Raw genomic sequence first — 21654 nt, forward strand, 5'->3', positions numbered from 1 at the left:
TTGCAAAGCGGATACTGAGTACATCAAGAGCGCAATAACGCGGACCAGCGCACCAGCCATGCCTCCAATACCAGCTGAGGGTTGGGGTTAGCGCCTGAACTCAGCAAGCGTCGTTGTTCACGGGCGTAATCGAGCAAACGAAACCAGTCCTGGACGCGGGCATTTTTCACCGCCTGACGGTAGAGAGGCAGCAAATCGGGGTTATGCAGGGTGCCAGCGTCGCCGGAAAGTCCCAGCCTAATCAAGTCCTCCAGCCAGGCGATACCGTACCACAAGATGGCATCTATCGCTTGGCGGTCCAGCCGGGCGGCCTCTGAAACCGGCTCGGCACCACGCACCAGCTGCTCAAAGCAGTCGTGGGTCTGATGTCGCAAGGCACGCGCCTCCGGCGCCGCCAGTTCTACCGCTAACAACGGCAACCCACCAGCAACCTGCCACCAGAAGCAAGCCTCCTCTTCACTGCCCAGACGTTCGCTCAACCAGGCGCGAGACGCTGAAAGCGATACCCTGGGCAATGGCCAGTGCTGGCAGCGCGAGCGAATGGTCGGCAATACTCGTGAGGGGCTATCCGCCAACAAGATGAATAAAGTATTGGCACCCGGCTCTTCCAGACTTTTCAACAGCGCATTGGCCGCGGCAATGTTCATGGCTTCCGCCGGGGTAATCACGATGACGCGATAGCCGCTCTGCTGTGCTGTTTGCGAGACAAACCGATTGATTTCGCGTACCGGGTCGATGCGTATCTGGCGTTTGCCCTCTTCCGGCGACACACGCATCAGATCGGGATGATAGCCCGAAGCCAGCATATGACAGCCATGGCATTGGCCACATGCCTGAAGACCGGGTCGGGTACAGAGCGCTCCTGCCACCAAGGCATCGGCGAGTTGTTGCTTGCCGACACCATGAGGACCACTGAAAAGTAGCGCATGGGGCAGGCGCTGGCTATTCGCCAAAGCGCTCAGCTGCGCCCATAGCGACTGATGCCAAGGTAATGCCGAGGCTAGCGCCATGCGTGCACCCGCTCTTGCAGGACGCTTGCCAATTGAGCCTGCACCTCTTTCAAGGCGGGCTCGGCATCGATCACGGCAAACCGCTCAGGTTCTGCCAGGGCGCGCTTGAGATAGCCGCGGCGTACCGCATCGAAAAATGCCGTCTGTTCACGTTCAAAGCGATCTTTTTGTTCGCCTCTTGTCTGCAGCCGGGTCTCTAGACGCCAACGGGCGGCCTCTGGTGTCATGTCGAACAGCAAGGTCAAGTCAGGGGCCAACCCTTGCTGCACGAAGGTTTCCAAGGTGGCAATGCGGGCCTCGGCAATCCCGCGCCCGCCTCCCTGGTAGGCAAAGGTGGCGTCGGTGAAGCGATCGCAAACCACCCAGGCACCACGCGCCAGGGCCGGACGAATTTTCTGGGCGAGATGTTGGGCTCGGGCGGCGAACATCAGCAACAGTTCGGCATCGGCATCTAACGGTTCGACCGGAGAGGGATCCAGCAATAATTGCCGAATGGCTTCGGCGCGCGGCGTTCCTCCCGGCTCGCGAGTTTGCACCACCTCGATTCCCTGCGATTCCAGCCATGCCACGACCCAGCCGAGGTTGCTCGACTTGCCGACGCCTTCGCCGCCTTCCAGAGTGATAAAGCGCCCACGCTCATGCATAAAGATTCCGGATGTTCAAAAGTTAGCGATTGCGAATATAACGATTCACGGCATTGTTATGCTCACGCAGGGTACGCGAGAAGTGGTGCGTGCCATCGCCACGCGCAACAAAATAAAGCGTTTCACCGGGCAGAGGGTTGACCGCAGCTTCCAGCGCAGCACGCCCCGGCATGGCAATGGGTGTCGGCGGCATGCCATCGATCACATAGGTATTGTAGGGCGTGGCCTGGCGCAGGTCCGCCCGGGTGATACTACCCTCATAGCGTTCGCCCATACCGTAAATCACGGTGGGATCCGTTTGCAGCCGCATGCCTTTTTCCATTCGCCGCTTGAACACCCCGGCAATTTCGCGCCGTTCTTGCGCCGCTCCGGTTTCACGTTCGATCAATGAGGCCATGATCAGCGCCTCGTAGGGAGAGTCGATGGTCAAGTCGTCTTGACGCTCTGCCCACACCTGCTCAAGGACAGTTTCCATGCGTTGGAGCGACTGACGCAGTAGTTCCACATCACTCACGCCCTTGTGATAACGGTAAGTATCGGGGAAGAACCAGCCTTCCGGATGCTCTCCTTCGCGTCCCAGCAATGCCATGACTTCTGCATCGCTCATCTCGGCGGTACGCTTATCCAGCTTGGGCGCAGCATTCAAGAGACTGCGCATCTGGCGAAAAGTCCAGCCTTCGGGGACGGTCAGCGAATAGGTGACCACTTGATCGCTACCCAGCAACACCATCAGCTCGCGCCCGTTCATGCCGGGTTCCAGCTGATACTCGCCAACCCGCAGACGTGGCACGGTCTCAGGCTCCAACCGCGACAACAGGCGATACGCCCAGACGCCCTCGATTATCTCTTGCTCGGCAAGTTCACCCACCACCTGATGGAAACCGGCACCCGGCGACACCTCATACAAATAAGGAGCATCCAGTGCCAACGGTTCATCCAGGCGGTCTTGCCAGTAGCGGTACCCACCGAACGCCGCTATACCGGCCACCCCTACCACGACGACCAGTACGGTCAATAACCGTTTCACCATTCCACCTCGTTTTCTCAGACGCCTTGCCTATGCTCGGCACCCGGCTTTTTCAATTGAGCTCTCTCAACTAGACTCTTTCAACCGAACTTTTTTCAACTGAATTGGGGATAGCCGAGCAGACGGTTTGCCATCGCTTGAAGCCGACGTGACGCCGTCCCCAGCGACCAACGTTGCCAAGGGGCACCTTGAGTATCCAACAATTCGGCCACCGGCCACATCCCCTGGACGGAGTTGCCGATCCATAATGCCTCGACATCACTCAGCTCTTCGATATCCAGGTGCGCTTGGGTTACCTCACCGGCAGCGAGCAAGGCCTCACGCAAGGTGCCGGCCACGCCGCACTGGTCCAGGTACGGGGTGAAATATTGTCCTTTGTGGCACCAGAACAGATTCATGCTGGTCGCTTCTATCACACGGCCGTTATGGTCCGCGACCAAGCCTTCGACAATATCAGGGGTCTGCCATTCGTTTCTGGCCAATACGTTTTCCAGCCGATTGAGATGCTTGATGCCCGCCAGCCTGGGTTGATGCCCCAGGCGCAACTCGCACAACCGAACCCGGACGCCGTTGCGCCAGTGCTGCTCCTGGGCGTGAAACGGTGTCCGGCTGCTGAGCAGTCGCGGAACCACCTTTTCAGGACAGGCATACCCTCGCCCGCCACTGCCACGGGTAACGATCAACTTGAGCACTTCGAGCCCTTCACCGTCCACACGTATGTCAGCTTCCAATGCACCTTGAGCCGGGCATGGAATATCGAGAAGGCGACAGCCTCGCTTCAACCTGGCGAGATGGTAATCCCACAGCAACGGCCTACCGTCACGCAGCAACACGGTTTCAAACAGGCCATCGCCATAAGCCAGGCCGCGGTCGTCGAAGGGTACCTGAGGCACTTCCATCCCGAGTCTAGACCCGTTTGAACAGCAGCGACCCGTTAGTGCCACCAAACCCGAAGGAATTCGACAGCGCTACGTTGATTGGCATGTCACGCGCCGTATGCGGCACGTAGTCCAACCGGCAACCTTGCTGCGGGTTGTCCAGATTGATGGTCGGTGGCGCTACCTGGTCACGAATGGCCAGTACACTGAAAATCGCTTCCACCGCGCCGGCAGCACCCAGCAGATGACCGATCATCGATTTGGTCGAACTCACCGCTACCTGTTGAGCGGCATCGCCCATGAGTCTTTCGATGGCGCGACTTTCCGCCAAATCTCCAGCGGCGGTGGAGGTACCATGAGCATTGATATAATCCACCTGGGTGGGATCGAGCTGCGCATCCTTGATGGCATTTTTCATCGACAATGCCGCGCCGCTGCCATCTTCCGGGGGTGCTGTCATGTGATAGGCATCATCACTCATACCGAACCCTACCAGCTCGGCATAAATATTGGCGCCACGCGCCTTGGCGTGCTCATACTCTTCCAGCACCAGGATGCCTGCCCCGTCGGAAAGCACGAAACCATCGCGATCCCGGTCCCAGGGACGGCTAGCGGCTTCAGGATCATCGTTGCGCGTGGAGAGTGCTCGCGCTGCCGCAAACCCACCCAGGCCCAGCGGGGTGGTGGCCATTTCAGCGCCGCCACACACCATCACATCGGCATCGCCATAGGCGATGGTACGTGCGCTGTAGCCAATGTTGTGGGTACCGGTGGTGCAGGCAGTGGTAATGGCGATGTTAGGTCCGCGAAAGCCATGCTGAATAGCCAGGTTGCCGGAAATCATGTTGATGATCGAACCGGGCACGAAAAACGGTGAAATGCGCCGCGGGCCGCCCTTGAGCATGGCATTGTGATTATGCTCGATCATCGATAGGCCGCCGATGCCGGAACCGATGGCAACGCCGATACGGTCGGCATTACCATCGGTGCATTCAATACCGGAGTCGTTGATCGCCTGGGCGCCCGCGGCCATGCCGTATTGGATGAACATGTCCATCTTGCGGGCCTCCTTGGGATTGAGATAAGGACGAATATCGAAGTCCTTGACCGACCCACCGAAACGCGTGCTGAAACCGCTGGTATCAAAATCCTCGATCGTTGCGATACCGCTCTTGCCCGCCACGATGTTCGACCATGACTCGTCGACGGTATTGCCCACTGGGGTTACCAGGCCTAGCCCGGTTACCACTACCCTTTTTCGCCCCATCATTTTTCCTCCAGGCATCCTTGGTGACACGACCCGGCAGGGTCATTTGCTGCCCATTATAACGAACAATCGTCATTGGGTTCATTGTGAGCGTAAAAGCAGAGGGCCGCCCTGCATGCAGGACGGCCCTCTGGTTGCAGACCAAAATGGCCCACAATGGTTAGACGCAGTCGTCACAGCCCTTACTGGTGGGTGTTCACGTAATCGATTGCTTCTTGAACCGTGGTGATTTTTTCTGCTTCTTCATCAGGAATTTCGGTATCGAATTCTTCTTCCAGAGCCATGACCAGCTCAACGGTATCAAGAGAATCGGCACCCAGGTCTTCGGTAAAGGAAGAACTGTTCTGGATATCCTCTTCCTTGACGTTCAGGCGCTCAGCCACAACCTTCTTCACGCGCTCTTCGATGGTACTCATTGACGTACTCCAGTCGTTCACACAAGTCGTTTTGATAACGAGCCGTTTGGAAACCGCAAGCCAAAAGCTGCGGGGTAGTTTATAGACGCCCTCAGGTCGACGCAACCGTCGGCCATCAACGCATATTCATGCCGCCATTGACATGCAATGTCTCGCCGGTGATATAGCCAGCGCTTTCACTGGTCAAAAAACCCACGGCGGCAGCGATTTCTTCCGGTGCTCCCAGACGCGACAGCGGAATCTGATTGATCAGCATATCGTGCTGTGCTTGCGGCAGCGCCTGAGTCATGTCGGTGGCGATGAAGCCCGGCGCCACCGCATTGACCGTAATGGCCCGTGAAGCGACCTCCCGAGCCAATGCCCGGCTAAAGCCTTCCATGCCTGCTTTGGCGGCAGCATAATTGGTTTGGCCTGAATTGCCCATGGTCGCCACCACCGAACTGATCGACACGATACGCCCGAAGCGTGCCTTGGTCATCCCCCTTAGGCAAGCCTTACTCACGCGATAGACTGATTTGAGATTGGTGTCCATCACAGAATCCCACTCATCTTCCTTCATGCGCATAAGCAGATTATCGCGGGTAATGCCGGCATTATTGACCAGAATGGTAGGCGCGCCGAAGCTTTCGCCGATTTCCTTGAGCAGGGAGTCGATACTCGCCTGGTCGGTCACGTTCAGACAGCGCCCACCGCCCTGGATGCCTTGCTCCTTGAGATCCGCCTCGATTTTTTCGGCGCCGGATTCACTGGTCGCCGTACCGATAACGATACGCCCCTGGCGCCCGAGCTCATGAGCAATGGCGCGGCCGATACCACGACTGGCCCCGGTCACCAGAGCGACCCTACATTCCTGTGTCATAATTTACTGCCTTCAACGGGATGAACAAGCAAGCATAGCTTAACAGCCATGCCGATCAGGCGTCCCCAGCCAACGTTTCACGGGCCAGTTCCAATGCAGCTTCCAGGCTATCCGGATCATTGACCGCCAACCCTTTGCTGCCACGCACGATGCGCTTATTTAGGCCGGTAAGCACCTTGCCGGGACCGCATTCGATAAACACACGGGCACCTTGCTCGGCCATCGCTTCCACGCAAGAAGTCCAGCGTACCGGCTGATACAGCTGCTCGACCAGACGCGTACGCAATGTTTCGACATCGGCATGCGCCTGGGCATCGACATTCTGGATCACGGCATAGCGTGGCGGACGCATATTGATACCCACCATCGCTTGCGCCAACTGTTCCGCTGCCGGGCGCATCAATTCACAATGCGAAGGCACAGAGACCGGCAAGGGTAGCGCACGTTTGGCGCCCACTTCCTGGCAAGCGATAATCGCCCGCTCCACAGCCGCCTTGGTGCCGGCGATGACTACCTGGCCTGGCGCATTGTAATTGACCGCGGCCACCACCTCGCCCTGAGCGGCCTTGGCGCAAGCCTCTTCAACCACAGCACCTTCAAGCCCCAGGATAGCGGCCATGCCCCCTTCTCCTGCCGGCACGGCTTGCTGCATGGCTTCACCGCGCAGCTTGACAAGCTGAACGCCTTCAGCAAAGCCCAGCACGCCGGCACAGACCATGGCGCTGTATTCCCCCAAGCTATGTCCAGCCATTACTCCCGGCCGTGGACCTTCAAGCTCCTGCCAGACCCGCCAGATCGCAACACTGGACGTCAATAGCGCCGGCTGGGTGCAGGCCGTCGCATTGAGCCTCTCTTCCGGACCTTCCTGCACGAGCTTCCACAAATCGTAGCCTAATGCCTCCGATGCTTCTTCGAAGGTCGTACCTACTACGCTATAGCGCTCGGCCAGCTCCCGCAGCATTCCCAGCTGCTGAGAGCCCTGCCCGGGAAAGATGAGGGCAAGGGGTTGAGACATGTCGATCACCTTTGCTCTTGTTAGCATTTGCTCTTGTGAGCGATAAGACCTGACCGCGGTATTCCTGCACCGCAGAGTCAACTCCATTAAAAAAATCGAAAAAAATGCAAAAGCGTCATCGGTTACCGTTCAATTCAAGGTAGCCGAATGCGCCATTAATTGTGTCGCCAACTGACCAGGCAAGTTTTGTTCAACCTCTTGCACGGCGCGCTTGATAGCATAGTGAAATCCATCGGCACCCGTACCCCCATGGCTTTTCACTACGATGCCATCAAGCCCCAGCAAACTGGCACCGTTATAGCGCACCGGGTCCAGCTCGCGCTTGAGGCGCTTCAATACCGGGCGCGCCAGCAGGCTCGCCAGACGGCCACTCCAATGGGCATCAAAGGCTGCCTGGACACGCTCTACTAACATACCCGCCAATCCTTCACTGGCCTTGAGCACGGCATTACCCACAAAACCATCGCACACAACCACGTCCAGCTTGCCACTAAACAGGTCGCCGCCCTCGGCATAGCCTTGGTAGGTAAAAGCCCCCTCAGCTGGATAAGCCCTTAGCAGCGTATCTGCCTGGCGTACACTGGCACTGCCCTTGGTTGCCTCCGCCCCGACATTGAGCAAGGCGATCCGCGGCATGGCGACAGCATCCACATGGCGTGCCATGACTGCCCCCATCAAGGCAAAGTCGACAAGGCGGGTCGCCGGTGAATCGACGTTCGCCCCCAAGTCGAGCAGATAACAACGCCTATCACCACGGGCGGGAATCGCTGTACTGATTGCCGGCCGGGAAATGCCAGCTACCGTACCCAGTGCCTGCCGCGAAAGAGCTACCAGTGCCGCTGTATTGCCCGCACTGACGCCGGCCTGGGCCTGGCCATCAGCCAGGCTTTGCAGCATTCGCGCCATGCTTGTCTGCTTGCCATGGCGTAACGCCCAAGCAGCAGTAGCCCCCTGACCGATAACATCGGGGGCATCGCACAGCACCAGACGTGACGTTGCCGCGGCCATGGGCCGCGGCAAGCGTGAAAGTTCGGCGTGCAAGCGCTGAAAAGGGCCGAACAGCAAAAGCTCCAGCGCTGGATTATCCAGGGCAGCTCGGGCGGCTCCGACGATCGTGGCATGAGGCGCTTCATCACCCCCCATGACATCAATAGCGATGCGCACGATTCAACCCCTGCAATCGGCCATTCTGAAGAGAGGCTTAGACCTCAACTACCTTGCGACCGCGGTAGAAGCCGTCCGAGGCAACATGGTGACGCAGGTGAGTCGTACCGGTTTCCTTGTCCTGGGACAGGGTCGGTGCGCTCAGCGCATCGTGGCTACGACGCATGCCGCGCTTGGAACGGGTTTTACGGTTCTTTTGAACTGCCATGAGTCATTACTCCAAGATATATAGCGTAAAAATGCGTTACTTCTTGCCTTTCAAGTTCTTGTCTTTCAAGGCTTTGAGTACCGCAAATGGATTTTCGGCAGCCGGCTTCGCCACTTCGCTGTCCGTTTTGCTGACCAACTGCTCCGCCGAGACATGACAATCAGCCTCATCGTGATAAACCACCTGCGGCAAACTGAGGATAAGTTCATCCTCGATTACCGTCAGCAGGTCCAGCTGTTCGTTTTCCACCAGCACTGGTTCGTGACTGGCAGGCAAGTCAGCAGCAAGCGTATCGCTGGTCACCATCCCCAACAGGAAGTCACTTTCGACCGCTTGGGCCATAGGCTCCATGCAACGGCGGCAAGGCAATGCCAACGTCGCTTGAAGGTGTCCACGTATTTCGCGGCGTCCCTGGGCATCAGCACCAAATTCCAGTACGACATGACAGTCGCCGGTTTGAGGGCCGACTTCATCGGCAAGACGTGGCAACTGATTCATTGCCACGCTGCCTTCCAGTCGTTCGCGGCGGGCTGCAAGCTTATAAGGCTCAACCCGGCTGGGGAGTTGTGAGGTCAACATAGGCGCGCAATGATAGGCACTCACCCTTCCCCTGTCAAAGCCATCGCGGACAAATCTTGAGATAGACTATCGCCAATTCGCCTCGCCCCTTATCCTGATGCGCTTGACGCTATCCTTTTATTCTCAGGAGGTTCGCCTTGTCTTCCACCCAGCCCTTGCCCAATCCACCCTTGGTACTCGCCTCCAGTTCGCCCTGGCGACGCGGCTTACTCGATCGCCTGCGGCTACCTTATCAGTGCCATAGCCCTGATATCGACGAAACGCCCCATCCAGGGGAAACGCCACGGGCACTCGTCCACCGCCTGGCAATGAGCAAAGCGCATGCTGTTGCCGAACGCTATCCCGCGCATTGCATCATCGGCTCTGACCAAGTCGCGGTGTTCGAGGGCGAGATTCTGGGCAAACCGCACACCCAGCAACGCGCCCGAAACAACCTGGCGCGCTTTTCCGGTCAAAGGTTGACGTTTCTCACGGGACTGGCGCTGCTGGATACGCGCCACTCACGCCATCAGATACATGTCGAGCCATTCGAGGTGGTGTTTCGCAACCTCACAGAGGCTGAGATTCAGCGTTATGTCGAGAAAGAACAGCCCTTGGATAGCGCCGGCAGTTTTCGCATGGAAGGACTGGGCATCGCTCTGTTTGAAAAGCTGGAAGGGCGCGACCCCAATGCATTAGTCGGCCTGCCGTTGATCGCACTATGCGACATGCTGCGCCAAGCCGGGCTCGACCCCCTTGGCGCAGATGATCCCTGAGGTTTTAACGGGCTTGAAAGCGTAACGGTGACGCGGATACTTCCAGCCCCAGCACTTGGGCGGCAGTGCGGGTAAAGCCACGCGTGAAACGCTCGAAGGGGTCAAGCTGAGGCGTATAATCCACCCACTGAGGCTCAGGCAAAAGCTGGCGACCTACCTCTTCCATGGTGGCCAGTGTATCGATCAGGCCTAATTCGAGGCTCTGAGAGCCGCTCCAGACCAGACCGGAGAACAGCGCCTCGTTGTCACTCAAGCGGTCACCGCGGCCGGCGCGAACGGCATTGATGAATTGCTGGTGCGTATCATTCAGCACCGCTTGCCAGAATTGCTTGTCTTCTTCCTCGAGCGCCTGAAAAGGGTCGAGAAACCCCTTGTTTTCTCCGGCTGTCAACAAGCGACGCTCGACACCCAGCTCGGATATGGCCTCTTCGAAGCCGAACCCGGAATAAACTACGCCGATGGAACCCACTAAACTGGCTGGAGATGCCACGATTTCATCGGCGGCAGAGGCAATATAATAACCGCCACTGGCCCCGATATCCTCGATGACCGCCATGATCGGCTTGTCTCCCGCCTCACGCAGCCGCATCACTTCAGCGTAGACACGCTGAGACTGCACAGGGCTGCCTCCCGGGCTATCGATATGCAATATTACCGCAACGCTATTTTCCGCCTCCCAGGCACGCGTCATCCCTTCGATGATGCGCTCGGCACTGGCCGGTGAATCTCTGGCAATGACCCCCTGGATCTCCACCACGCCCAAATGGTCGCGACCGAATTCCGGGCCTCCCGGCCCTTCCCAAAAAAAGCGGTAAAAAGGAGCGAACAACAGGGCTGCGACCAACGCGACCAACAAGAAACGAAAAAACAACTTCCAGCGGCGACTGCGTCGCTGCTCGGCGAGCACGCCTCCAATCCAATGGTCGAGCATACCCAACTGAGCCAGACGCTGGCGCTCACGCAGCGTTTCAGCGTCATCGCCAGGAAAACCGGTCGCCTCATCGGACTTGCCTGATTTTCCCTTGCGCGAGTTTTTCAGCGACACCTGAGGGCCTTCAGTCCACGGATCTTCATTGCCATCGTCCATCTCTGTTGCGCGGTCGGTGTCTTTACGGTTACGGGCATCGTCTACGGTCGAGGTATCGTCGCTCATGAAATATCCTTATCGAATCAGAGGAAACGAGCCGGCATCAGCCATGCAGCCAATCGAACAGCTCACCCACACTTTCCGCCACATATACCGGACGACTGACGGCCAAACGTTCCGGCGCATGCACCCCGTAAGTGACGGCGACACGATCCATTCCCATGGCTCGCGCCATTTCCAGATCATATTCAGTATCGCCGACCATCACCGCACGCTCCACCGGAACCGCCAATTCATCGAGGAGTTCTTCAAGCATTTGCGGATGTGGCTTGGAACGGGTTTTATCCGCTGTGCGGCTCCCATGAAACCAGCCTCCGCTGGCGGTCTCAGTAAATATCCGGTCAAGCCCGCGCCGGCTCTTGCCCGTGGCCACGGCCAAACGCTGCTGCTGGCGCTTGCGAAGCCGCGCGACCCCGGTCGTCACGCCGTCGAAAAACGCCATGGGGGTCGTATCGAGTTCAACGAAATGTTGCGCATAACGTTCATGCAGACATTGCGCTTGCGCAGCCTGAATGCCCGGGCATAGAATCGCAATCGCTTCCGGCAGACCCAGGCCGATGATGTCGCGCACCGCCGCACTTTCCAACTCGCCCCACTCGGCTTCAAGCGCAGCGGCCTGCATGCAGGAAACAATACGCGGCACCGAATCCATCAGGGTACCGTCCCAGTCGAAGATGATCAGTTCATAGCGCATATCAGATCCTTTGCTTGCCGCGTGCCCGTGTCAGAACCGATTCCAGCACTTCAGGCAATGGCGCCTTCACAGTGACCGGGCGTCCATTATTGGGCTCAGGAAAGGTCAAGGAACGCGCATGCAGGAACAAGCGGTCCACTCCCAGTCGCGCGGCTATTTGCTCACTACCCCGAACGCCGTACTTGCTGTCCCCCAACAAGGGGTAGCCAGCGTGAGCGGCATGCACTCGAATCTGGTGGGTACGCCCCGTCACCGGCTCCACTTCCACCAAGGTGGCATTTTCGAAGGTTTCCACCACGGCAAAGTGGGTGCGCGCCACCTTGCCCTCGGGGTCGACACGCACTCGGCGTTCGCCATTACCCAATTCAAAACGTTCCAGACGTCCGCTGACATAACTCTTGCGCGCCGGCCAGCGCCCTGCAACCAGGGCAAGATAACGCTTGTCCATGGCATGCTTTTTCAACGCTTCATTGAGCGTCAATAGAGCGTCGCGCGACTTGGCCAATAGCAGGCATCCCGAGGTATCTCGGTCCAGACGATGCACCAACTCCAGAAAATCCAGATCGTCGCGCACCTGGCGCAAGGCTTCAATCAAACCGATCTTGACTCCACTGCCACCGTGCACGGCAAGACCCGAAGGCTTATTGAGCACCATCCACTGTGGACCTTCCATGATCACACTGCCCACGAGAAGGTCTCGCAGATTGTCACTGACTTCCTTTACCGCCTCCCGAGGCGCCAGACGCAAGGGCGGAATGCGCAATAGATCACCCGCTACCAACCGATAGTCAGCCTTGATGCGCTTTTTGTTAACTCGCACTTCGCCTTTACGCACAATCCGATAAATCAGGGCACGTGGCGCCCCTTTCAGACGCGTCAGCAAGAAATTATCAATGCGTTGACCCGCCTGTTCCGGGGCGATTTCCACCCACTGCACTTCACGCCCTTCGGCCATGCCGAACTCTCCTGCTTCAACGCTGAAAACGGCATTCTAACGTAGTGCCCGACGTAATGCGTCAATTGCTGGTGACAGGCTTTACTGTTATATTCCAAACCGCTTTAACTCCATGCGATGCTAGTTGTAAAACCATCGCTGGAGAACGCGCCTGCCCGACCAACACGCAGGCCGGAGCAAGAGTAATTGGATAGCAGCATTGGATAACAACGTGATTGGATAGTAATCCAAACGTTGGTGTCAGTATATTATAGAAAAATACACAGCACGAAATGCAGTAAAGTCTGCCGTCATGTCGCCATCCCCGCTGTCAACAGATTCAGCGAAGACAGACAGACGGCAAGTTTATGTGACCCTGACAACGTCTCGGTCATTGATTAACGCAACGCCCGGAACGGCGCCACCTTCACGTCACAAGGTGATGTCCGTGCCAGGTGACACACTCAACATCGTGCCGGTGGCCGGCGTTGGCGAGTTGTTGAATGCCAGGTGTGGGCGGAGTCAGCAGGGCCGGATGGGCGTGACACCCACCGAAACATGTCCTGCCTTTGCCATGTACTCAACATGATCAGGCACTGAAAAGACGCCATGTCTCTTCACTGTCGGATGCTTTTGCATCTGCGACATGACAGTACAAGCACATAGCATCCAGCGACTCGTCTGCGCGGCCTCTTCTATACAGGTACACATGACCGGTATGGAAGCACCTGCCGACACGTAACGTCATGCGAGACAACATGAAACGGATGCTTATCAATGCGACCCAGCCCGAAGAGCTGCGCGTCGCGCTTGTCGATGGTCAACGCCTATACGACCTGGACATCGAATCCGGGGCGCGGGAACAGAAAAAAGCCAATATCTATCGTGGCAAGATTACCCGGGTAGAACCTTCTCTTGAAGCCGCCTTTGTCGACTTCGGTGCGGAGCGTCACGGCTTTTTGCCCCTCAAGGAAATTTCCCGCGAATACTTCCTCAAGGATGTTTCCGGCCGACCCAGCATCAAGGAAGTTCTCAAGGAAGGCCAGGAAGTTACCGTTCAGGTAGACAAGGAAGAGCGCGGCAACAAGGGCGCCGCCCTGACCACCTTCATCAGCCTGGCTGGGCGCTTTCTGGTATTGATGCCCAACAACCCTCGCGCCGGCGGTATCTCGCGGCGTATTGAAGGGGAAGAGCGGGCTCAACTCAAGGAAGCCATGGGCGATCTGGCCGTGCCCGACAAGATGGGCCTGATCGTACGCACCGCCGGTATCGGTAGAAGTCCCGAAGAGCTGCAGTGGGATCTCGATTACCTGTCCCAGGTATGGGATTCGGTCACCGCTGAAGCCAGTAAGCGCTCGGCACCTTTCCTGATTTATCGGGAATCCAATGTCATCATTCGCGCCATGCGCGACTACCTGCGCCAGGATATTGGCGAAGTCCTGATCGACAGCCCCGAAGTACACGCGGAGGCCTTGGCGTTCATTCGCCAGGTAATGCCCTCCTATCAACAAAAGATCAAGCTGTACGTCGACGAAGTACCGCTGTTTTCGCGCTTTCAGATCGAATCCCAGATCGAGACCGCCTACCAGCGTGAAGTCAAGCTGCCTTCCGGTGGTTCGATCGTGATCGACCATACCGAAGCGTTGGTCTCCATCGACATCAACTCGGCGCGCGCCACTCGCGGCAGTGACATCGAAGAAACTGCCCTTCAGACCAACTCCGAAGCGGCCGACGAGATCGCCCGCCAGCTACGTTTGCGTGATATCGGCGGCCTGGTAGTGATCGACTTCATCGACATGGGGCCGGCGCGTAACCAGCGCGAAGTTGAAAATCGCATGCGCGATGCATTGAAGCTGGATCGCGCCCGGGTTCAGATCGGGCGCATCTCACGTTTCGGCCTGATGGAAATGTCGCGTCAACGCCTGCGGCCTTCTCTGGGTGAAACCAGCGGTGTGGTCTGCCCACGCTGTAACGGCCAGGGCACCATCCGCGACGTGCGCTCATTGTCGCTTTCGATCATGCGCTTGATCGAAGAAGAAGCCATGAAAGAGCGTAGCGCCCAGATCCGCGCCATCCTGCCGGTCCCGGTAGCGACCTACCTGCTCAACGAAAAACGCAGCGTTCTGGCGGATATCGAAGCACGTCAGGACGTGCGCGTTTTGCTGCTGCCCAACCCGGATATGGACACCCCGCACTACGACGTCCAACGTCTGCGCGATGATCACATGGACGAAGAAGGCGCTTCCCTGTCAAGCTTCGAGCTTTCCACGGACACCGAAGTCGGCAAGGAGCCGGACCCCGGCTTTACCCCGCCGGCCATGCGTGACGAAGCAGCCGTCAAAAGTGTGGTGCATAGTGCCCCCGCCCCGACGTCCCTGCAAAAGGATCATCCACCGGCTCCAACACCGGCTCCAACACCGGCTCCAACACCGGCTCCAGCCCCGGCTCCAGCCCCGGAACCGACTCCTCCGGTAGCCACGCCCAGCAGGTCGCGAACCCCTGCGCCTAGCGCACCATCCACACCCGCATCTCGCGACGAAGCCTCTCCCGGCGTTCTCAGCCGCTTGATTCGAGGAATGGCAAAATTCCTGGGTAGCGAAGAAACCGACGTTTCCGCTCCTCAGGAGAGCGCTGCCAAACAAGACCGTCAGCGTACCCAGAAGCCCGCCGAGCGCTCACGCGAGGGCACCCAGCGCAATGCCAAGGCTCAACCGGCCAGCCGCGAACAGCGCCAACCTGCAGCGCGCGTTGACAAGCCAACCAGCGATGAGCGAAGCGGTCCGGCCCGGACACGTAACAACCGCGCGCGCCAGCAACGCCAGGAAGAACCCAAAGCGGCTCAGGACGCCACGCCCAAGAGTGTGCGCAAAGAGAGCGACGCTCCCAAGGAGCGTGATACCTCACGGCGTGACAGTGCACGTGGTGAAACGTCTCGTGCAGCGCCTGGTCGTGATACCTCCAAGGACAGTGCTGGACGGGACAAAAGTGCACGCGGCGGCAAAAACGAGCCCCAGGCTGCAGCGGCCGATGCTCAGGCGACTCATACGCAACAGCCGAAGCCGGAGCCGAAAGCCAAGCAGGTCGATGACAAGCCCAAGCGTACCCGCAACAACCCACGTAATCGTACGCGCAAGCACGCCATTAGCCCTGAAGCTGAAAGCGAACAGCAAAAACTTCAGGCTCAGGCCGTTGCGGAAGCTGCCAAGGCAGCCGCAGCAAGTCCGGCAACGGAAAGCGCCCCGGCTGAACCCGCAGCAGCTGTAACCCCGCAACCGGCAACAGCCGAGAAAGCCGCCGGGGACACCCAGCCCAAAACGGCACCCCAGGCTGAAACCGAGGTTGAAACGGAAACCAAAACCGAAGTTGAAACCAACGCTGAAACCAACGCTGAAACCAACGCTGAAGCCAGCATTGAAACCGAGGCTGCGAAAAGCGCTGGGCCCGAGGTGCAAACGCCCGTAGAAGCATCCGAGCCCCAGCACGAAGTAAAGCCAAGTGAAACCGCAGTCGAGGCGTCGCAAGCACCCTCAGAAACTACCGAAGCCGCAGAAGAAGCGGTTAAGACAGTTCCTGAGCCGGTTGCCGAAACAGCTGAACCGGAATCGGTTAGCGAGAAGCCAGAAGTAGCGCCGGAACCTGCGCCGGTTGCTGACGCTCCAAAAACGTCTGAACCTGAGCCAGAAAAAAACTCAGAGCAAAGGACTGAAGAGCCTTCTGCCGACCAGCTGGCGCCAGCTGGCGAAAAAGCGGCACCGGAAGAATCTGTTGCTGAAAAGATGCCTGAAGAGGCCGTTCCTGAAGAGACCGTTGCCAAGACTGAAACACCGGCGGCTAAAATGACTATTCCTGAAAGTGCCGAGGCTAAGCAGTCGCCAACTCAGGAAACATCAGAAGCTGCACCCACTGCCGAAGTGGAAAAGCCTGCGGAGGAAAAGGCCGAAGCCGGCACCAACATAGAGTCTGGCGAAATGACTCAGCCCACTGAAAGCAAGCCGCCTCGCCGTCGCCGGCGTGCGCATAACGACCCGCGCGTACAGCGCAGCCAACAGCAGGAAGGGTCGTCTGACTAGGCATGATTCAGCTGAATAGTTAGAATACCCAGCAAGAGAAAGAAAAAGAGCCCGCAAGCACTGCTTGCGGGCTCTTTTGCATCACTCTTACGGTATTGTTCAACAAGACATCAACCGATAAAGCGTGGCTCCGGCTCAAGCGCGACGTCGAAAGTTGCCTCCACCTCACCGCTCACCCAGGCGGCCACTTCAAGCAACTCCTTGCGAGTTCCTCCGCCAAAATGTACCAATACCAAGGCTTGGCGTTCATGCACACCGAACGCCCCGCTGCGCCTGCCTTTCAAGCCGCACTGCTCGATCAGCCAGCCGGCAGCCAGTTTGACGCGTCCATCCGCTTGAGGAAAGCAAGGTAATGACGGGTGCTTGGCACGCAGGCACTTGGCCTGCCCGGCACTCACCAAGGGGTTCTTGAAAAAGCTGCCGGCATTGGCAAGCGCTTGAGGGTCGGGTAGCTTTTCGCGACGAATATCACTCACCGCCTGAGCCACCTCCAATGCCGTAGGTTGCATTCCCAGGCATGCCGCCAGATCGCCATAGCCCAGCCGAGGGAACGGTGTGCGGGACAACCGCACAATCAGCCGTGTAATCACCACCCGGTTAGCCAAGGCACGCTTGAAAATGCTGTCACGATAGCCGAACTCACATTGCGCATGGGTCAGCCAGCTCAACTTTCCGCTGCGGATATCCATGACTTGAACGGTTTCGAGCACATCCGCCAACTCGACGCCATAGGCGCCGATATTCTGGATCGGGGAAGCCCCGCAGCGCCCGGGAATAAGCGCTAGGTTTTCGATACCCCACAATCCTCGCGCCGCCATTTCCATCACTAGCGGATGCCAGGCAACTCCTGCACCTACATGCAGATAAACCTCGTCTTCCCCGGTCTCCAGCCACCACTGTTGCATCGCCGGGGCAACTGTCAGGCCGGGCAGAAACTCGGGAAGCAATACATTGCTACCGTCACCTAATACCGTGACCGGCTGGCCAGCTTTTCTTGCCTGCGCCAAGTGCTGGCGAAGCTGGCTGAGCGTTTGTGGGGCAGCGAAATACTCCGCCACACAGGGCAGTTGCAAGGTATTGGCCTGTGCCAGGCAAACTCGCTGACGCACGTTAACGCTCATGATAAATAAGACGCCTAGTCATAGGGGCCTTCCATAAGAGGATGATGTTTCCAGCAAGGCTCTTACCCGCACCAGATCTTCGGCGGTATCGACACCGGCGGGATTCACCTCACAGGCCAGCGCCACCTGAATGCCATGACCGTGATGAAGCGCCCGCAGTTGCTCCAACTGCTCCAGCTGCTCCAGCGGCGCCGACGGCCAGTCAAGGTAATCGCGCAGAAACCCGGCACGATAGGCATAGAGCCCGATATGGCGCAGCCAGGCATCGGTCTGTAAAAGCTCGGGGCGAGCCTGGAAATGCTGTCTATCCCAGGGTATTGGGGCTCGGGAGAAATACAGTGCCCGTCCGCTGAGGGCGCGCACCACTTTCACCACATTGGGATTGAATAGCGTGTCGATATCGCTGATGGGTTCGGCAAGCGTGGCAATGGAAGCCGCGTCGTCATCCGCCAGACGGGCCGCGACCTGGTTGATCAGAGCAGGGGGAATCAATGGCTCGTCACCCTGCACATTGACCAGCAAGGCCTCATCGGCCAGCCCCAGCGTAGCGGCAACTTCAGCCAGCCGGTCCGTACCTGAAGGATGATCCGCGCGCGTCATCACAACTTCGGCCCCATAAGCGCGCATTACTTGCTCAATGCGTGCATCGTCGGTGGCCACTACCACGCGGCTGGCGGCGCTTTCACAGGCACGCCGCCATACATGCGCCACCATGGGTTCACCGGCAATTTGCAGTAGCGGCTTGCCCGGCAACCGAGTGGAAGCATAGCGCGCCGGCACTACGGCAATAAAATCCGCATGGGCAATAAAATCCGCCTGGGCCATCACGCCTCTCCTGTACGTCCCGGGGAGGTATGCAGCTTTTCATCGACATCCATCACACGCGCCTCTTCCGGCAGCATGACCGGAATGTCGTCCCGAATGGGATAGGCCAGACCGTCATAATGACAGCGCAATTCGCGAGCTTCGCGATCGTATTTCAGCTTACCCTTGCAGAGAGGGCAAACCAGCATCGCCAGCAGTTCCTTATCCATCGGTGATTCTCCAGTTCAGGTAATACTCAGCAGTCGCGCTGCCAGCCAATGTTCAAAATCTGCCGGAAGTACCGCTTCGACTTCCAGCACCCAGGTCTCGGGACCAGCCACATCATGACATTTGACCGCATCCTTGGCGGTAATCACCACCGGCCGCGGCTCACCGAAGTCAAAGTCAGCCGCACTGAAACGGTGATGATCCCCCAACGGGTGCCAACTGCCCTCTATACCCAAGGCTTCCAGAGTAGAGAAAAATCGCTGCGGATTGCCGATGCCGGCAAGCCCATATACTGGCAACTCAAACGGTAACGGTGATAACGGCAGGCGCCTACCATCACTGAGCCTGCGCCAGGCACTCGGCGCCAAACTCATCGTCACAGGCTGGGCACTTGCCTCCAGGGCATTGTCGATCTTGCTGCGGCCGGCTTCGCCTTGATTACCGTTAATGATGACCTTGTCCACCCCGGCCAGGCGTGTCACCGGCTCTCGTAATGGACCGGCAGGCAGACATTGTCCATTCCCCAGCCCTCGAGCACCATCGATCACCACCAGCTCGATATCCCGCCCCAACGCCAGATGCTGCAAGCCGTCGTCACTGATAATGATAGTGCAGCCGGCCTCTACCAGGTATTCAGCACCGCGGGCGCGTTGCGGGTCAACCACTACCGGCAGCCCGGTTTGCTGTGCCAGCATCAATGGCTCATCACCACTGTGGCTAACGCAGGTATCGGGGATGACCTCCAGCGGATAGGTGGGCGCCTTGCCACCATAGCCGCGCGAAACGATGCCCGGCTTGTAACCCTGCTCGGTCAACCAACGCCCGAGCCAAGCCACCAGCGGTGACTTGCCGGTACCGCCCAGAGTGATATTGCCGACCACGATCACCGGTACCGGTGCCCGCCATATGGGTTTACGCCCCACCGCATAAGCCTGAGCACGGCGAGCGATAATTTGGCGGTATACAGCGGCCAAGGGGCGCAACGCCACCAGCCAGCGACTCCCCTGATAAGCGGCTTGCAACCAACGCTCGGCCAGATTCACGATACGTCCTGAAACTGCAACTGATGCAACGCCGCATAGGCACCTTGTCTGGCCAACAATTCATGATGCGAGCCTTGTTCGACAATTTTGCCTTGCTCCATCACCACAATGCGATCCGCCCGCTCAATCGTTGACAGGCGATGGGCGATCACCAGGGTAGTACGCCCCCGGCAAACCTCTTCCAGCGCCTTTTGAATATAGCGCTCCGACTCGGTGTCCAGCGCTGAAGTGGCCTCGTCAAGAATCAGGATCGGGGCATCCTTGAAAATCGCCCGAGCGATAGCTAGCCGTTGGCGTTGTCCGCCGGAAAGCATGACGCCGTTTTCCCCTACGATGGTCGCGTAGCCCTGCGGCAGCTGTTCGATGAATTCATCGGCATAAGCGGCACGTGCCGCTGTTTCAATGGCGGCTGGATCGGGGTTTTCCACACCGTAGGCAATGTTGTCGGCGACCGAGGCATTGAACAAGGTAACCTGCTGGGACACCAGGGCGATCTGCCGGCGCAATGGTCCCAGGCGATAGCGGTTCAATGCGACACCATCCAGGTAGATCTCGCCCTGGCTGGGCCGATAAAAGCGCGGCAGCAAACTCACCAAGGTGGACTTGCCACTGCCGGAACGTCCGACGATGGCGATCATCTCCCCCGGTTTCACTTCAAGGTCGATGTGATTGAGCACCTCGGGTTTCTCTTCGGCATAACGAAAGCCGACGTCCTTGAGCACCAGGTTTCCTTGCAGCCGCTCAACGACGTAATCGCCCTCGTCCTGCTCCGGCATTATGCCTAGTAGACCGAATAACTCGTCCGCCGCGGCAATCCCCTTCTGGATTTCGCTGTTGACTTCGGTGAGCTGACGTATCGGTTTGGCCATCAAGGCGGCAGCGGTAATGAATGCCACGAACTCTCCCGGCGTCATGTTATCCAGTAAGCTCGGTGCCATCGCCACCCACACCAGCAGGGCCAAAGATAGCGCGACCAGTAGCTGAATGACCGGCGTACTGGTGGCCTTGGTCATGGCCTCTTTCATGCTCTGGCGACGATTTTCTTCACTGACTCGAGCAAAGCGTTGTTTTTCGTAGGCTTCCGCACCATGGGTGCGCACCACCCGATATCCCGAAAGGGCTTCGGAAGCCACATGCGTCACATCGCCCATGGTGTGCTGGATGCGCCGGGAAATACGCCGAAAGCGCTTGCTGGCGTACCTGACCACGCCACCGATAAGCGGGGTTACCGCCACGAACAACAGCGTCAACATCCAGTTCGTCCAGAGCAGGTACGCCAGCAACCCCAACACGAACAACCCTTCGCGCAATATGATGGTGACAGCCTTGGTCGCGGCACCGGCCACCTGCTCCACATGATAGGTAACCCTTGAAACCAGATGGCCGCTGGAATGCTGGTCGAAGAAATCACCGGGCAAATGCAGCAAGTGGTCGAAAACATTGCAACGCAGCGCATGAATCACATGCCGCGCCACTGAGGTCATGAAATAGGTGCCCAGGAAGGTGCCCAGGCCTCGCGCGGCGAACATCCCTATCACGAACAGCGGCAGGAACAGGCGAAAACCGGCATCGGGATTCTGGATGCCGTCAATCAGGCGCTTCATCATTTCCGCCAAGGCCGTCGAGGAACCGGCGTAGATGACATACCCCACAATGGCCAGCGCAAATGCACGCCAATGCGGCTTCACATAGCTCAGCAGGCGTTTGTAGAGTGTCCAACCAGATTGGTGAGTCACATAGGCTCCCGACGTTTGATGTTCATTGCGCGCGATTCTACCTCATGGCGTCTTC

The 21654-nt window shown here is 58.2% G+C and carries 21 protein-coding genes; 2 read left to right on the plus strand and 19 right to left on the minus strand.

All coding sequences use genetic code 11. The features are described 5' to 3' along the window. Positions 1 to 23: 23 nt before the first annotated feature. The 11 genes from GPM19_RS00910 to GPM19_RS00960 form a co-directional block, all read right to left on the minus strand. Entirely contained in the window at positions 24 to 1010 is a 987-nt protein-coding gene (locus GPM19_RS00910; protein ID WP_160417013.1) for a DNA polymerase III subunit delta', read from the minus strand. Continuing rightward, positions 1001 to 1654 carry a dTMP kinase gene (gene tmk, locus GPM19_RS00915; RefSeq protein WP_160417014.1) on the minus strand — a complete coding sequence of 218 codons (654 nt, stop codon included), beginning with the start codon at positions 1652 to 1654 and terminating at the stop codon, positions 1001 to 1003. Before tmk ends, GPM19_RS00910 begins: the two co-directional genes overlap by 10 nt. Positions 1655 to 1676: 22 nt before the next feature. After that, positions 1677 to 2684 carry an endolytic transglycosylase MltG gene (mltG, locus tag GPM19_RS00920; protein WP_160417015.1) on the minus strand — a complete coding sequence of 336 codons (1008 nt, stop codon included), beginning with the start codon at positions 2682 to 2684 and terminating at the stop codon, positions 1677 to 1679. 92 nt (positions 2685 to 2776) lie between these two features. Continuing rightward, a complete protein-coding gene (gene pabC / locus GPM19_RS00925; protein WP_160417016.1) occupies positions 2777 to 3580 on the minus strand; it encodes an aminodeoxychorismate lyase in 804 nt (267 codons plus the stop codon). 7 nt (positions 3581 to 3587) lie between these two features. After that, positions 3588 to 4826 carry a beta-ketoacyl-ACP synthase II gene (gene fabF / locus GPM19_RS00930; protein ID WP_160417252.1) on the minus strand — a complete coding sequence of 413 codons (1239 nt, stop codon included), beginning with the start codon at positions 4824 to 4826 and terminating at the stop codon, positions 3588 to 3590. A 182-nt stretch (positions 4827 to 5008) separates the two neighbouring features. After that, positions 5009 to 5242 carry an acyl carrier protein gene (gene acpP / locus GPM19_RS00935; protein ID WP_083005609.1) on the minus strand — a complete coding sequence of 78 codons (234 nt, stop codon included), beginning with the start codon at positions 5240 to 5242 and terminating at the stop codon, positions 5009 to 5011. A gap of 115 nt (positions 5243 to 5357) precedes the next feature. Continuing rightward, complete coding sequence (fabG, locus tag GPM19_RS00940; RefSeq protein WP_160417017.1) at positions 5358 to 6101, minus strand: 3-oxoacyl-ACP reductase FabG; 744 nt, start codon at positions 6099 to 6101, stop codon at positions 5358 to 5360. A 55-nt stretch (positions 6102 to 6156) separates the two neighbouring features. Continuing rightward, positions 6157 to 7116 (minus strand): ACP S-malonyltransferase, encoded by a 960-nt coding sequence (gene fabD / locus GPM19_RS00945; protein ID WP_160417018.1) that lies wholly within the window; start codon positions 7114 to 7116, stop codon positions 6157 to 6159. Between the two features lie 129 nt (positions 7117 to 7245). Beyond that, a complete protein-coding gene (plsX, locus tag GPM19_RS00950) occupies positions 7246 to 8280 on the minus strand; it encodes a phosphate acyltransferase PlsX (protein ID WP_160417019.1) in 1035 nt (344 codons plus the stop codon). A gap of 37 nt (positions 8281 to 8317) precedes the next feature. Beyond that, positions 8318 to 8488: a 50S ribosomal protein L32 gene (rpmF, locus tag GPM19_RS00955; protein WP_114488056.1), complete on the minus strand. Its 171-nt coding sequence runs from the start codon at positions 8486 to 8488 to the stop codon at positions 8318 to 8320. 36 nt (positions 8489 to 8524) lie between these two features. Then, positions 8525 to 9067 carry a YceD family protein gene (locus GPM19_RS00960; protein WP_160417020.1) on the minus strand — a complete coding sequence of 181 codons (543 nt, stop codon included), beginning with the start codon at positions 9065 to 9067 and terminating at the stop codon, positions 8525 to 8527. A gap of 137 nt (positions 9068 to 9204) precedes the next feature. Between GPM19_RS00960 and GPM19_RS00965 the strand changes: the two genes are divergently transcribed. Next, positions 9205 to 9822: a Maf family protein gene (locus GPM19_RS00965; RefSeq protein WP_319928074.1), complete on the plus strand. Its 618-nt coding sequence runs from the start codon at positions 9205 to 9207 to the stop codon at positions 9820 to 9822. A 4-nt stretch (positions 9823 to 9826) separates the two neighbouring features. Here GPM19_RS00965 and sppA read toward each other — a convergent pair whose 3' ends face one another. Genes sppA through GPM19_RS00980 form a run of 3 tightly spaced genes read right to left on the minus strand, consistent with a single transcriptional unit; the run spans position 9827 to position 12618 of the window. Further along, positions 9827 to 10975, minus strand: coding sequence for a signal peptide peptidase SppA (gene sppA / locus GPM19_RS00970; protein WP_227842042.1), 1149 nt, complete (start codon positions 10973 to 10975; stop codon positions 9827 to 9829). Between the two features lie 37 nt (positions 10976 to 11012). Next, entirely contained in the window at positions 11013 to 11663 is a 651-nt protein-coding gene (locus GPM19_RS00975) for an HAD-IA family hydrolase (RefSeq protein ID WP_160417021.1), read from the minus strand. A 1-nt stretch (position 11664) separates the two neighbouring features. Next, on the minus strand, positions 11665 to 12618 hold the full coding sequence (locus tag GPM19_RS00980; protein WP_160417022.1) for an RluA family pseudouridine synthase: 954 nt from the start codon (positions 12616 to 12618) through the stop codon (positions 11665 to 11667). Positions 12619 to 13355: 737 nt separating this feature from the next. Here GPM19_RS00980 and rne point away from each other — a divergent pair. Beyond that, positions 13356 to 16667 carry a ribonuclease E gene (gene rne, locus GPM19_RS00985; protein ID WP_160417023.1) on the plus strand — a complete coding sequence of 1104 codons (3312 nt, stop codon included), beginning with the start codon at positions 13356 to 13358 and terminating at the stop codon, positions 16665 to 16667. Between the two features lie 110 nt (positions 16668 to 16777). Here rne and murB read toward each other — a convergent pair whose 3' ends face one another. From murB to msbA, 5 genes are read right to left on the minus strand one after another with little or no spacing between them, the layout of a single operon-like run. Then, positions 16778 to 17788 carry a UDP-N-acetylmuramate dehydrogenase gene (murB, locus tag GPM19_RS00990; protein WP_160417024.1) on the minus strand — a complete coding sequence of 337 codons (1011 nt, stop codon included), beginning with the start codon at positions 17786 to 17788 and terminating at the stop codon, positions 16778 to 16780. A gap of 18 nt (positions 17789 to 17806) precedes the next feature. After that, positions 17807 to 18613 carry a 3-deoxy-manno-octulosonate cytidylyltransferase gene (gene kdsB / locus GPM19_RS00995; protein WP_160417025.1) on the minus strand — a complete coding sequence of 269 codons (807 nt, stop codon included), beginning with the start codon at positions 18611 to 18613 and terminating at the stop codon, positions 17807 to 17809. Continuing rightward, complete coding sequence (locus tag GPM19_RS01000; RefSeq protein ID WP_114488064.1) at positions 18613 to 18822, minus strand: Trm112 family protein; 210 nt, start codon at positions 18820 to 18822, stop codon at positions 18613 to 18615. Before GPM19_RS01000 ends, kdsB begins: the two co-directional genes overlap by 1 nt. A gap of 15 nt (positions 18823 to 18837) precedes the next feature. Further along, positions 18838 to 19863: a tetraacyldisaccharide 4'-kinase gene (gene lpxK, locus GPM19_RS01005; RefSeq protein ID WP_160417026.1), complete on the minus strand. Its 1026-nt coding sequence runs from the start codon at positions 19861 to 19863 to the stop codon at positions 18838 to 18840. Further along, a complete protein-coding gene (msbA, locus tag GPM19_RS01010) occupies positions 19860 to 21599 on the minus strand; it encodes a lipid A export permease/ATP-binding protein MsbA (protein WP_160417027.1) in 1740 nt (579 codons plus the stop codon). Before msbA ends, lpxK begins: the two co-directional genes overlap by 4 nt. Between the last annotated feature and the right edge of the window lie 55 nt (positions 21600 to 21654).

The organism is Vreelandella zhuhanensis (assembly GCF_009793355.1).
GTDB lineage: Bacteria > Pseudomonadota > Gammaproteobacteria > Pseudomonadales > Halomonadaceae > Vreelandella > Vreelandella zhuhanensis.